The 12,691-nt window shown below is 75.1% G+C and carries 10 protein-coding genes; 4 read left to right on the top strand and 6 right to left on the bottom strand.

Annotation, left to right across the window (positions count from 1 at the left end):
* Positions 1-28 precede the first annotated feature (28 nt).
* Positions 29-1,336, top strand: a complete 1,308-nt coding sequence (locus ACZ4K2_RS08515; RefSeq protein ID WP_467470871.1) for an MFS transporter — start codon at positions 29-31, stop codon at positions 1,334-1,336.
* 97 nt (positions 1,337-1,433) lie between these two features.
* Here ACZ4K2_RS08515 and ACZ4K2_RS08510 read toward each other — a convergent pair whose 3' ends face one another.
* The 3 genes from ACZ4K2_RS08510 to ACZ4K2_RS08500 form a co-directional block, all read right to left on the bottom strand.
* The gene (locus ACZ4K2_RS08510; protein WP_467470869.1) at positions 1,434-2,618 is read right to left on the bottom strand and encodes a flavin-containing monooxygenase; all 1,185 of its coding nucleotides are present in this window, start codon (positions 2,616-2,618) and stop codon (positions 1,434-1,436) included.
* Positions 2,619-2,858: 240 nt separating this feature from the next.
* Positions 2,859-3,527 carry a pyridoxine/pyridoxamine 5'-phosphate oxidase gene (locus tag ACZ4K2_RS08505; RefSeq protein ID WP_467470867.1) on the bottom strand — a complete coding sequence of 223 codons (669 nt, stop codon included), beginning with the start codon at positions 3,525-3,527 and terminating at the stop codon, positions 2,859-2,861.
* Between the two features lie 332 nt (positions 3,528-3,859).
* Complete coding sequence (locus ACZ4K2_RS08500; RefSeq protein WP_467470865.1) at positions 3,860-4,507, bottom strand: TetR family transcriptional regulator; 648 nt, start codon at positions 4,505-4,507, stop codon at positions 3,860-3,862.
* A 122-nt stretch (positions 4,508-4,629) separates the two neighbouring features.
* On the opposite strand from ACZ4K2_RS08500, the gene kbpA reads away from it, so the two are divergent.
* The 3 genes from kbpA to ACZ4K2_RS08485 all read left to right on the top strand — a co-directional run bounded on the left by kbpA (position 4,630) and on the right by ACZ4K2_RS08485 (position 8,631).
* Positions 4,630-5,367, top strand: a complete 738-nt coding sequence (kbpA, locus tag ACZ4K2_RS08495) for an AfsK-binding protein KbpA (RefSeq protein ID WP_467470863.1) — start codon at positions 4,630-4,632, stop codon at positions 5,365-5,367.
* A 175-nt stretch (positions 5,368-5,542) separates the two neighbouring features.
* On the top strand, positions 5,543-7,900 hold the full coding sequence (afsK, locus tag ACZ4K2_RS08490) for a protein serine/threonine kinase AfsK (RefSeq protein WP_467470861.1): 2,358 nt from the start codon (positions 5,543-5,545) through the stop codon (positions 7,898-7,900).
* 131 nt (positions 7,901-8,031) lie between these two features.
* Positions 8,032-8,631 (top strand): hypothetical protein, encoded by a 600-nt coding sequence (locus tag ACZ4K2_RS08485; protein ID WP_467470859.1) that lies wholly within the window; start codon positions 8,032-8,034, stop codon positions 8,629-8,631.
* A gap of 79 nt (positions 8,632-8,710) precedes the next feature.
* Here ACZ4K2_RS08485 and ACZ4K2_RS08480 read toward each other — a convergent pair whose 3' ends face one another.
* The 3 genes from ACZ4K2_RS08480 to afsR form a co-directional block, all read right to left on the bottom strand.
* Positions 8,711-8,860 (bottom strand): hypothetical protein, encoded by a 150-nt coding sequence (locus ACZ4K2_RS08480; protein WP_467470857.1) that lies wholly within the window; start codon positions 8,858-8,860, stop codon positions 8,711-8,713.
* Between the two features lie 181 nt (positions 8,861-9,041).
* The gene (locus tag ACZ4K2_RS08475; RefSeq protein ID WP_467470855.1) at positions 9,042-9,233 is read right to left on the bottom strand and encodes a sigma-like protein; all 192 of its coding nucleotides are present in this window, start codon (positions 9,231-9,233) and stop codon (positions 9,042-9,044) included.
* 201 nt (positions 9,234-9,434) lie between these two features.
* The gene (afsR, locus tag ACZ4K2_RS08470) at positions 9,435-12,398 is read right to left on the bottom strand and encodes an SARP-family global regulator AfsR (RefSeq protein WP_467470853.1); all 2,964 of its coding nucleotides are present in this window, start codon (positions 12,396-12,398) and stop codon (positions 9,435-9,437) included.
* Between the last annotated feature and the right edge of the window lie 293 nt (positions 12,399-12,691).

The raw sequence follows: 12,691 nt of genomic DNA, 5'->3' as shown, positions 1-12,691 counted from the left end.
GCGCGGCCGCGCGGCGCACGCTGGGCGCGTGACTCAGACCACCTCAGCCGCACCCCCCGCCGAGACCCGGACCGGCCGGCGCCGCCGGGTGCACCGGGCCTGGTTCGTCGCCGCCGTCACGTTCGTGACGATCACCGGCGCGGCGGCCTTCCGGTCCCTGCCCGGCCTGTTCATCGACCCGCTGCACCAGGAGTTCGGCTGGTCCCGCGGCACGATCGGCGCGGCCGTCTCGGTCAACCTCGCGCTCTACGGCCTCACCGCGCCGTTCGCCGCCGCGCTGATGGACCGCTTCGGCATCCGCCGGGTGGTGGCGGTCGCGCTCACCGTGATCGCCACCGGCTCCGGGCTGACGGTGTGGATGACGGCGGCCTGGCAACTGCTCCTGTGCTGGGGCCTGCTGGTGGGGCTCGGCACCGGTTCGATGGCGCTGGCGTTCGCCGCGACGGTCACCAACCGCTGGTTCACCGAGCGGCGCGGCCTGGTCAGCGGCATCCTCACCGCGGCCTCCGCCTCCGGCCAGCTCGTCTTCCTGCCGCTGCTGTCCTGGGTCGTCGAGCGGCACGGCTGGCGACCCGCCGCGGTCACGGTCGCCCTGACCGCGCTGGCCGTGGTCCCGCTGGTCTGGCTCCTGCTGCGCGACCACCCGGCCGACGTGGGCGTGGCACCGTACGGGGCGAAGGAGTTCGTGCCCAAGCCGCCGCCCGTCGCCGGCGCGGCCCGCCGCACGCTCGGCGTCCTGGCCTCCTCCGTCCGCAACGGCACGTTCTGGCTGCTCGCCGGCGCCTTCGCGATCTGCGGCGCCTCGACCAACGGGCTGGTGCAGACGCACTTCGTGCCCGCCGAGCACGACCACGGCATGCCGGTGACGACGGCGGCCTCGCTGCTCGCGGTCATCGGCGTGTTCGACGTCGTCGGCACGATCGCCTCCGGCTGGTTCACCGACCGCTTCGAACCGCGCCGGCTGCTCGCCGTCTACTACGCCCTGCGCGGTCTGTCCCTGCTCTTCCTGCCGATGCTGCTGGGGCCCGCCGTGCACCCGCCGATGATCTTCTTCATCGTCTTCTACGGCCTCGACTGGGTGGCCACCGTGCCGCCCACCCTGGCGCTGTGCCGGGAGCAGTTCGGCGAGGACAGCGCCATCGTCTTCGGCTGGGTGCTCGCCTCCCACCAGGTCGGCGCGGCCGCCGTCGCCTACCTCGGCGGACTCGCCCGGGACGTCTTCGGCTCCTACGACCTCGTCTGGTACGCGGCGGGCGCGCTGTGCGCGGCGGCCGCCCTGATGTCCCTGGTCGTCCGGCGCACCGCCCCGGCCCTCCCGGCGCCCGCCGGGCCCTGAACCCCCGCGCACCCGTCCGCCCCGCTCACCGCGAAGGCCCGGCACGGCCCGCCGGGCACGGTGAAGCGGGGCGTTCCCGCGGGAGTGACGCTCCCCGCTACCGGGTGCGCAGGCTCTTCGCGACCGCGCGCGCGATCCGCCCCGCGTCGATGGCCAGTTCCCGCAGCATGCCGCTGATGGGGTTGGTGAACCCGGTGAAGTACAGGCCCGGCGCCTGCCTGGGGGCGCGGCCGCCGCGCGCCACCGGTCTGCCGCGCTCGTCCAGCACCCCGAGGTGCCCGACGAGACCCTCCAGCGCGCGGACGTACCCGGTCGCCGCGATCACCGCGTCGGGCGAGACGCGGCTGCCGTCGGCGAGCACCACCTCGCCGCCCTCGAAGGACTCCACGGCGGCCACGATCTCCACCCGGCCCTCGCGCACGGCGTCGATCAGCCCGGCGTCCTGGACCGGGATCGCGCCCTGCCGCACCCGGCTGTACAGGCCGGCGGACGGCCGCGGCAGCCCGTGCCCGGACAGGTCCGGGGTGCCGAGCCGCTCCACCGGCCCGGCGAGCCGGTCCACGAGCCACACCGGCAGCCGCCGGACCAGGACGCCCGTGTACTGGGAGGCCCAGCCGAAGGTCGACCGGCGCAGGATGTGCGGCGCCGTGCGCACCGCCAGCCGCACCCGCGCGGCGCCGCCCTCCGCCAGGTCCACGGCGATCTCCGCGCCCGTGTTGCCGATGCCGACGACGAGCACGTCCCGGTCCTGGTACGGCCCGGCGTCGCGGTAGCTGCGGGCGTGCAGCAGCTCGCCGCGGTACGCAGCGCGGCCCGGCCAGTCGGGCAGCCGCGGGGTGTGGTTGTGGCCGGTGGCGACGACGACCGCGCTGCCGGTCAGCTCCCGGCCGCCGGAGGCGTGCAGCAGCCAGCCGGTGCCGTCCCCGGTCCGCTCGACGCGGTGGACCTCCACCCCGGTGACGATCTCCAGCTCGTGGTGCTCGGCGTACTTCTCCAGGTACCGCACCAGGTCGTCCCGGGCCACCCAGCGCCCGAACCTGCGGGGTATGCGCAGGCCCGGCAGCGCGGACAGCCGCCGGGTGGTGTGCAGGCGCAGCCGGTCGTAGTGGCCGCGCCAGGAGGCGCCCACCCCGTCGGACTTCTCCAGGACCACGGCGCGCACGCCCCGTTCCCGCAGCGCGTGGGCGACGGCGAGGCCGCCGGGCCCGGCGCCGATCACGTAGACCGGGCGGTCGGCGGGGGTCGCCGAGAGGTGTGTGGCAGGGGGGCGGGAGACGGCCATGAGCGCGAGCGTAATCACCCACCAGGTTGATGGGTCTCGGTCAAGACCGGAATTGGTTGCGGATTGATCACGTGTGTGCGGGAAGGGTGCGCCGGCCGTGTGGGACGCGGGCCGCGGGCGAACATCGCGTGGAGTGCGGTCCGTTCGCGGGCGACCCTGCCGCAACCGGCGGCGGGGCGGCGTAACTGACGTACCGTCAGCTCAGCGGACGCGATATGGCCGCTCGGCGGCCCGCGGCCCTCATGGCCAGAGCAGGCCCCGGCTCCAGCCGAACTCCGTGCTCCGGTACTCCAGGCGGACGTGCCGCCGCTCCGGGTCGCCCTGGAAGAACTCCACGGTCTCCGGCCGCAGCCGGTACAGGGTCCAGGTCGGCGACGGCTCGTCCGGGTGCGCCCGGGCCCGCTCCCAGGCCGCCCGCGACGCCTCGTCCAGCTCGCCCACCGAGGCCAGCTCCTCGCTCTGCCGTCCGGTCAGCGCGGCGGCGAGCGCCCCCGTGGACCGCGCGCGCAGGTCGGCCCGGCTCTCCTCGGCCGGGGCCGCGAGGACCGGCCCGCGCACCCGCACCTGCCGTCCGAGCACCGGCCAGTAGAAGGCGAGGGCGGCGTACGGCCGGGCGCTCAGCGCGCGGCCCTTGCGGCTCGTGGCGTGCGTCGCGAAGGACCAGCCGTCCGCGTCGGCGCCGTGCAGCACCACGATCCGCACGTCAGGCCGCCCCTCCTCGTCCGCGGTCGCCAGCGACATGGTGTGCGGCTCCGGCTGCCCCGCCGCCACGGCCTCCGCGAACCAGGTGGTGAACAGGGTCAGCGGGGTGGGCGGGGCGGTGTCCGGGTCGAACGGCCGCAACCGCGTCACCCCGGAGTCCCAGACCCGCAGCGACCGGAGCAGCTCGTGGAAATCCTTTTGTGCCATGGGGCGAGTATCACCGCCCGCCCGGGTCTCAGTCCCGCCCCCACACCACCGATCCCGAGGAGCGGACCTGCTCGCGCCCGCAGGCGCCGCGCGGAGATGCCGCCCGGGGACGCCGACCGTCCGCAGGCGCCGATCAGCCGGCGGGCCGGGGCACCCCCGTCACCGCCCGGCCACCGTCCGCCCGCTGCCGGCGCAGACGGCGGCGGGCGGTGGCTCACCGGGTGAACCACCGCCCGTCAGACAGGACGTGGACGTACAGGACGTGGACGTACAGAGCGTGGACGTGCAGGACGTGGACGTACGGGCAAAGGTCTACGGATAAAAGGGCGCGCCTACTTGGACGGCTTCTTGCCGGTCACGCCCAGGTGCACCAACAGGGCCAGGTTCGGCTTGAGTTCCGCCGGCTTCACGCCCGACGAGGAGAAGCCCTTCTGGTGGCCCGCCACCGCCGCGAGCATCGCCACCAGCGCGCCGGCCACCGCCGCCGGGTTCACGTCCTTGTCGACGCGGCCCTTGGCCTGGAGCTGCGCGATGGAGTCGGCGAGGGAGTTGTTGACCGAGTTGAGGATCTTCATGCGGATCTTGTAGAACCGTTTGTCCCCTTCGGCCGCACCGAGGTCGACGACGCGCAGGATGGCGTCGTTGCGGCGCCAGAACTCCAGGAACCCCTCGACCAGTTCCTGGGCGGTCTGCCAGCCGGACTTGCCGGTCCAGGTGCGCCCTTCGAGGAGTCCGGCCAGCCCGGCGCCCTCGGCCGCCATCTGTTCGGCGATCTCCAGGACGGCGCCTTCGACGTCGGGGAAGTACTGGTAGAAGGTCGCCGGTGAAGTGCCCGCCTTGCGCGCCACATCGATGACCTTGACGTCCCGGTAGGGGGAGGAGCTGAGCATCTCGCTGAGGCAGTCGAGCAGCTTCTGCCGGGTCGCCTGCCCACGCCGGCCGGCCACGCGGCCGTCGACGGTACGCACTTGTCCTGTCATGTCGTCAGCTTACCGAGGGGTGATCGGAGCGCGATTCGGCCGAGTGCAAATGGGGTGCGCGGGGGTTTCGGGGGTGGTGTGCCTGGTCTGCGCGGTGCGCGCGACCCGGTTACTTTGGCGGCATGGCCGAAAACAGGGCATCCGCGAACGAAGAGGCATACGGGGAGGGCGTCCCCTGCTGGGTGGACGTCCGGCTCCCCGACGTCGAGGCGGGCAGGCGGTTCTACGGGGACCTCTTCGGGTGGACCTTCGAGGAGGCGTACGGCTCCTCGGTGTGGGCCCTGCTGGACGGCGACCGGGTCTGCTCGCTGGCCCCCAAGACGGACGGCCGCATGCCCACCGTCTGGACGGTGTCCTTCGCCACCTCCGACGCCGAGGCCCTCGGCCGGCGGATCACGGCGGCCGGCGGCCGGCTGGTCGTGGCCCCCTCCCCGGTCGGCGACCTCGGCGTCGCCGCCCTCGCCACCGACCCGGACGGCGCGGTGTTCGGCCTGTGGCAGCCCGGCACCCACCCCGGCTTCGGCCGGCGGCACGAGCCGGGCACCTTCACCTGGGCCCAGCTCTACACCCGGGACACCGCCGCGGCCAACGCCTTCTACGGCGGCCTCTTCCACGAGGCGCTGTTCGGCGCCGGCGCCCGGCCCGACTTCGGCCGCGCGGACGTCACCGACCTGTTCCCGGTGGAGATGCCCCCGCACTTCGTCACCCACTTCCGGGTCGCGGACCTCGACGACGCCGTCGGGGCCGTCCGGCGCGGCGGCGGGCGGGTGCAGGCCCCGCCCTTCGAGGCGTCGTACGGGCGGGTGGCCGTCGTCACCGACAATCAGGGGGCGTCGTTCGCGCTGTTGCAGCGGCGATAGTTCCGCTTTGCAGTGATCCGACACGAGACACCCTGATTGTCAGCGGGTTCGCAACCGGCCGCCCGGCCAGGAAGAATCGGGGTGCGTGCCGCCATGGCGGTGCGGTGGTGAGACGCTGCACTTCGGCCGCGTGCGCAGGTGGGCGGCGCGGCTCGTACGGGGAGGTGGCAGGCAAGTGGTGGATCAGCTGACGCAGCACGATCCGCGGCGGATCGGGCCGTTCGAGGTGCTGGGCCGGCTGGGGGCCGGCGGCATGGGGCTGGTCTATCTCGCGCGTTCCGCGTCCGGCCGGCGCGTGGCGATCAAGACGGTGCGCACCGAACTGGCCGAGGACCAGCTCTTCCGGGTCCGCTTCACCCGTGAGGTGGAGGCGGCCCGCGCGGTCTCCGGCTTCTACACCGCGGCCGTGGTCGACGCCGATCCGCGCGCCGCCGTGCCCTGGCTGGCCACCGCCTACGTGCCCGCGCCCTCGCTGGAAGAGATAGTGAACGAGTGCGGGCCGCTCCCGGCGCAGGCCGTGCGCTGGCTCGCGGCGGGCGTGGCCGAGGCCCTCCAGTCCATCCACGGCGCCGGACTCGTCCACCGCGACCTGAAGCCGTCCAACGTGCTGGTGGTCGAGGACGGCCCCCGGGTGATCGACTTCGGTATCGCCTCCGGTGTCTCGAACACCCGGCTGACGATGACGAACGTCGCCGTCGGCACCCCCGCCTACATGTCTCCCGAGCAGGCGAAGGACTCCCGCAGCGTCACCGGCGCCAGCGACGTCTTCTCCCTCGGCTCCATGCTGGTCTTCGCCGCCACCGGCCATCCGCCCTTCCACGGCGCCAACCCGGTGGAGACCGTCTTCATGCTGCTCCGGGAGGGCCCGGACCTCAGCGGCCTGCCGGACGAGCTGCGCCCGCTGATCGAGGTCTGCATGCAGATGGAGGCCGCGGGCCGTCCGTCCCCGGCCGACCTCCAGGCCCAGCTCGCCCCGCACCTGTTCGGCTCCGGCAGCGACGACAGCGGCACCGCCTCGGCCTGGCTGCCGGAGAGGGCCGTCGGCCTCATCGAGTCCCGCCGCGGCGGGCGTCCCGCCGCCAAGCCCGTCCCGGTCACGGCCGGCGGCCCGCGCAGCGGCGCCCGGCAGACCGTGCCCCCGCCGCCGCCGTACGACCCCCCGGTCCCGCCCTCCGCGCCCGTGCCGGTCCCGGTGGGCGCCCCCGGCACCGGCCCGGTCCGGCTGGCCGGCGCCCAGGTGTCCATCGGCCCCGGCCCCCGGGTCGCCGACGCCCGCGCCGCCGCCGTGAAGGCGCCCCCGCCCGAGGCCGGCCTGGTGGCGAGCTGGTCCCGGCCGCGTCCCGGCCCGGCCGGCGCCGACCCGGCCCTCCCGCCGGTCCCGCCCGCGCCGCCGGAGCCGGCGGCGGGCTGGCGGCCCTGGCGGTTCCGCATGTCCAACGACGTCTGGGGCACCCCCGCCGTCGACGGCGACCTGGTCTACGTCACCTCCTTCGAGGTGCACGCCCTGGACGTGGCCACCGGCCGCCGCAGGTTCAAGACGCGGGACGTCGCCTGGTCGATGGCCGTGGCGGACGGCCGCATCCACGCCTCCGACGGCCCCACGCTGTTCGCCCTGGAGGCCCGCCAGGGCGCCGATCTGTGGCGGCTGTCCACGGACGCCTGGGTGTACTCCCTCGCGGCCGACCGGGGCACCGTCGTCACCGGCACCCGCGGCGGCGGCGTGCAGGCGTGGGAGGCCTCCGGCGGGCAGAAGCTGTGGGAGATCACCGGCTGCCAGACCGACTTCGAGTCCCCGGAGGCGGGGCCCGCCGTGCACGACGGCACGGTCTACGTCTGGCAGGACGCCCGGCTGCGCGCCCTTCAGGCCCGCACCGGCGAGGAGCGCTGGTCGTACCCGATCGGCGACGCGGCCTCCTGCGGCGGCGTCCCGGTCCGGCTGACCCCGGGCGCCGACGGCTGCGTCTACGTCTGCGCCGGCACCCGGGTCCTCGCCATCGAGGCGGCGACCGGCCGGGTCCGCTGGCACTTCGAGGCCCCCGCCGTCTTCCTGTGCCCGCCGGCCTTCGCCCCCGGCCCCGCCGTCACCGGCGGCGGCATCTACCTCGCCGACTACCTCGGCACGGTCTACGCCCTCGACGCCGCCGACGGCCGCGACCGCTGGCGCATCGCCACCGAGTCCCGCTCCTCGACCGACCCGGTGCTGGTCGCCGCCGGACACGTCCACGTCGGCAGCGGCAAGGGCCTGTACACCCTGGACGCGGTCACCGGCACCCCCAAGTGGCGCTTCCAGGCGGGCGGTGACGTCGTGGGCGCGCCCGCCGTGGCCGAGGGCCGCATCCACTTCGGCTCCACCGACCACCTCCTCTACACCCTGAAGGCCGACGACGGCCGGCTGCGCTGGAAGCTCGCCACGGGCGGCGAGATCACCGGCTCCCCGGTGGTCAAGGACGGCGTGGTGTACGCGTGCAGCAAGGACCGGTGCGTGTACGCGCTGGACGCGGAGAAGGGGACGGGAACCGCGCGGACCGCGTAGTGCGTGACGGCCGTCGTACGGGTTCACACGGAAGGGCTCCGGACGGCGGCCGTCCAGGGCCGACGCTACCCCGGGCGCACGCCACCCGCCATGCGGTGCGGGCCCCGGGCCGCGACGGATAAGGTTCCGGCATGTACACGCCTAAACAGCGGCGCTCGCTCAAGTTCACGGCCGTACTGACCCTGGTGGTGCTCGCCCTGACCGGCTTCTCCACGAGCCGGCACCACGGCAGCCGCCACGGGAGCGGAGGCGGCGGCGGATGCAGCAGCTCCCGCCAGGACCACGACACCTCGACGTCGTCCACCTCGGGCGGCTCGTCGGGCGGCTACTCGGGCGGACGCGCGGACGAGCCCTCGTACGGCGCGGACGACGGCTCCGACGGCACCGGCACCGGCGGCGGCTCCTACCGGCGCACCCACCGCTCCACCGCCACGCCCTCCGCCGGCGGCGGCAGGGCCACGCGGGACGGCACGGCGCGGCTGATCGGCTGCGCCACCCCGGCCGCCCCCTACGCCACGGTCGAGGTCACCAACCCGAACGACCGCAGGGCCGCCTTCACCGTCGACGTGCTGTTCCTCCCGGACAGCCCGCCCGCCATCGACTCGGGCCGCGCGGACGTCACCGTGCCCGCCCGCGGCACCGCGCGGGTCCGGGTTCCGTTCACGCGGACGGCCCACTTCGACCTGCTGGACCACTGCGACGTCGCCGAGCGGGCGCGGCTGAAGAACTGACCCGCGGTGAAGGGGACGTGCGGGGGCACGACGGAGGGGCCGGGCGTGAGCCCGGCCCCTCCGTCGTGTACGCGCTCGGTCAGCGGGCCTGCTGCCCCGCGGCGGAGACGGCCGTGGAGCCGTGCGGCGGGACCGGCGAGTGGTTGTCGGCCAGCGCCGGGCTCGCGGCGGCGGCGGTCGCACCGAGGATCAGGGCCGCGCCGGCCACGATCTTCTGGGTGAGCGTCATGGGGTCCTCCCGTTGTGGTGCCGTTGTCGGCGGATCCGACGTTAACCGCCGGGGCGGGTCCCGTTCGGTGCGGCGAACACTTCCCGCCGGGGAACGGCTTGGATCTTGCGCTGGACGCACCTCGGCCGCGGCGGCTCCCCCTCCGCGCCGCCGCGGCCGATCCCCCCGCCGATGGCTCCGACTACTTGCGGCCCAGGTCAAGGGCCGGCGGAGCAGGTGCGTGGTTCTCGAGCGTGGTGATCTGCTCGTCGCTCACGGGCACGGACACGGGCGTCTGGACGTCCGGGTTCGGACCGTCGCCGAGGGCCGGCGGCAAAGGAGCGTGGTTCTCCTTGGTGGTGACGTCGATCGTCTGCTTCTCGATGCTGCTCATGTTCGGCTCCCCCTAGGAGTGGTGTCAGGTGCGTCGGTCGCCTCTGTCCGGTGACTCCCCCGAGTATCGCCGGACAGAGGCGCGTGCCATGAGCCCACCCCCCGTGGGCCCCCACGGTCCCGACGCCCCCGACGCGTCCGGCCGTTGCACTCAGCCTGACAGGCGGCCATAAACGTTCGATGAACGCCGCGGACCCGCGGGTCAGGACGTCTCCAGCGGCGCCAGCAGCGCGCGCACCTGGTCGGCTTCGGGCACGCCCGACTGCTCCAGCAGCAGCAGCGCCTCCCGCCAGCAGGCGCGGGCCCGGTCCGACTGGCCGAGGGCGCCCAGGCTCTTGCCCAGCGTGTGCAGCACGCTGCCCCGGATCAGGTCGCCGCCGATGAACCCGGTGGCCAGGGCCTGTTCGGCGTGCTGCGCGGCCTGGGCCGGACGGCCGGCGGTCAGGTGGAGCTGGGCGATGCGGAAGTGGGTCGTCCCCTCCCACAGGCGCTGCCGGTTGCTCCTGAACATGTCCAGGGCGTCCGACAGTTGCAGCAGGGCGTCGGTGTGCCGCCCCGCGCCCAGCAGCGCGACGCCGAGCGCGTAGCGGCCGTTCGCCAGACGCAGGGTCATCCCGAGCTGCTGGAAGATGGTGACGCCCTGCTCGGCCAGGCTGACCGCCTCGGCGGTGCGGTTCATGCGCTCGTAGAGCCGCGACAGGTTGCACAGCGAGTTGGCCTCGCCCGGCCGGTTGCCGTCCGCCCGGTAGCCCTCCCGCGCCGTGGTGAAGAGCTTCTCGGCCTCCTCGTAACGGCCCTGGCTGAGCGCGATGATGCCCCGGTCGGTGGAGGCCCAGCCGATGGGGGCGGCGTCTCCCGTCGCGGTGGCGAGAGAGACGGCGCACCGCGCCTCCTCGTCCGCCTCGGGGTAGCGCCCGGACGCCAGGTGGACGTTCGAGAGCGCGGTCCGGGCCCGGCTCTCCGCCCGGGCGTCGCCGTCCTCGCGGGCCGCGTCCCGCAGGGCCCGCGCCGCCGCCTCGTACTGCTTGGAGTTGGCGCCCGACTCCGCCAGGTCCTTCGCGGCCCACAGCAGGTCCACGGCGCGGCCGAGCCCGCTGCCCGCGGTCTGCTGCCGCGCGCAGGACAGGAGGCACTGCGCCTCCGCGAACAGCCAGTCGAGGGCCGCCGCCCGCCCGCTGAACGCCAGGCCCTGGTACGACGTCGGTGCCAGGTGGGTGACCGTGCGGTCGCCCGGCCGCTCGATGGCGTACACCCGGGCCGCCGTCGCCAGGTAGAAGTCCAGCAGCCGCGACATCGCCGCCTCGCGCTCGCTGGGCGGGAGCTCGTCGCGGTCCGCGCAGGCGCGGGCGTACAGCCGCACCAGGTCGTGGAAGCGGTAGCGGCCCGGGGCCGCCGACTCCAGGAGGGACGTGTCCACCAGGGACTCCAGGAGGTCCTCCGCGTCCTCCTGGGGGAGGTCCAGGACCGCGGCCGCGGCGGCCAGGGACATGTCCGGGCCGTCCGCCAGGCCCAGCAGGCGGAAGGCGCGGGCCTGGGGCGGCTCCAGCTGGCCGTAGCCGAGTTCGAAGGTGGCCTTGACCGCCAGGTCGCCGGCCTGGAGCTCGTCCAGGCGGCGCCGCTCGTCGGCCAGCTTCGCCGCAAGCACGGAGACCGTCCAGGTGCGGCGGGACGCCAGGCGGGAGGCGGCGATGCGGATCGCCAGCGGGAGGAAGCCGCAGGCCGCGACCACGTCCAGCGCCGCGTCCCGCTCCGACGCCACCCGCTCCTCGCCCACGATCCTCGTGAAGAGGGCGAGGGCCTCCTCCGGGGACATGACGTCCAGGTCGACCAGGTGGGCGCCGGCCAGGTCCAGCATCCGCACCCGGGAGGTGACCAGCGCCGCGCAGCCCTCCGTGCCGGGCAGCAGCGGACGCACCTGGGCCGCGTCCTTCGCGTTGTCCAGCAGGACCAGGACCCGGCGGCCGTCCAGCACCGAGCGGTACAGGGCCGCCCGCTCCGCCAGGGAGTCGGGGACCGACGTGTCCGGTGTGCCCAGCGCGCGCAGGAACGAGCCCAGCACCGCCTCCGGTTCCGCCGGGCGCGGGCCCGCGCCCTGGAGGTCCACGTAGAGCTGGCCGTCGGGGAAGGCGGTCCGGGCGCGGTGGGCCACGTGGACCGCCAGCGTCGTCTTGCCGACACCGCCGATCCCGGCCAGCGCCGACACCGCCATCACCCGCCCCTCCGCCTCCGACGCGCAGGACAGCACCTCGCTCAGCTCGGACACGAAGGAGGTACGGCCCGTGAAGTCCGGCACCGAGGCCGGGAGTTGCGCGGGCCGGACGAGCGCGGCGGCCGGCTCCGCCATCGGCGCCGAGGGCTCCGCCAGGGCCGGGTCCGCCTGGAGGATGCGCTGCTGGAGCTCGCTCAGGCCGGGGCGCGGGTCCACGCCCAGCTCCTCCGCCAGCAGGCGGCGGGTGTCGGCGTACACGGCCAGCGCCTCCGCCTGCCGGCCGCCGCGGTACAGCGCCAGCATCAGCAGTTCGCGCAGCCGCTCCCGCAGCGGGTGCGCCGCCGTCAGGGCCGTCAGCTCCGAGACCGCCTCGGCGTGGCAGCCCTGCTCCAGGTCCAGGTCGAGCCGGGACTCCAGCAGGCCGAGCCGCCACTCCGCCAGCCGGGCCCGCTGCCCCTCGGCGTACGGGCCGGGCACACCGGCGAGGGGCTCGCCGTCCCAGAGCGCCAGCGCCCGGTTCAGCAGGGTCCGGGCCCCGCCGAGGTCACCGGCGCCGCGGGCCTTCTCCGCCTCCGCCGCCAGGTCCTGAGCCACCACCAGGTCCAGCGCACCCGCGCCGGGCGTGCGCACGGCGTAGCCGCCGGACTCGCTGACCAGGACCCCGGGGTCGAGGACCTTGCGCAGCCGGGACGCGTACGTGCGGACCGCCGCCAGCGCCTGGGACGGCGGCTCGGGCCCCCACAGCGCGTCGATCAGCTCCGCCGCGGTGGCCGTACGGCCCTCCCGCAGCAGCAGGGCGGCCAGCAGGGCGCGCTGCTGGGGGGAGCCCGTGTGGAGCGCCTCCTCGCCGCGCCAGGCCCGTACCGGTCCGAGCACGCAGAAGCGCAGCGGGCCGGACTCCGCGGTGGCTCCGGAGCCGGCGCGCCGCTGCTCGGGTACTCGCGGCCCACCGTCCATGCGTTCGTCCCCTTCGGCATCACGAACAACCCCGTCAGTTTGCCTTGTTCCGGGCAGTTGCGTCAGCCGTGCGAGACGCCGATCACAGGGCGGGGTGCGTGGTCCACAAGGCCCTCACACGGCCTTCGCATCCCGGAGGCACGGCCACGGAACTGACGGAAGATCACGGAAAGCGCCGCGGTGCACGGCACGGGACCCGCCGGGAGACCGCCCCCGCCCCGCGCGCCCCGGGCCCCGCGGCCCACCGCCGGGCGGCACCGCCCGGGCGTGATCAGCGCGAACGTATGCTCAAG

The sequence above is a fragment of the Streptomyces sp. NPDC025833 genome (assembly GCF_055558055.1).
The sequence above is the reverse complement of the archived record's forward strand: the minus strand, read 5'-3'. Positions and strand labels throughout refer to the sequence as shown.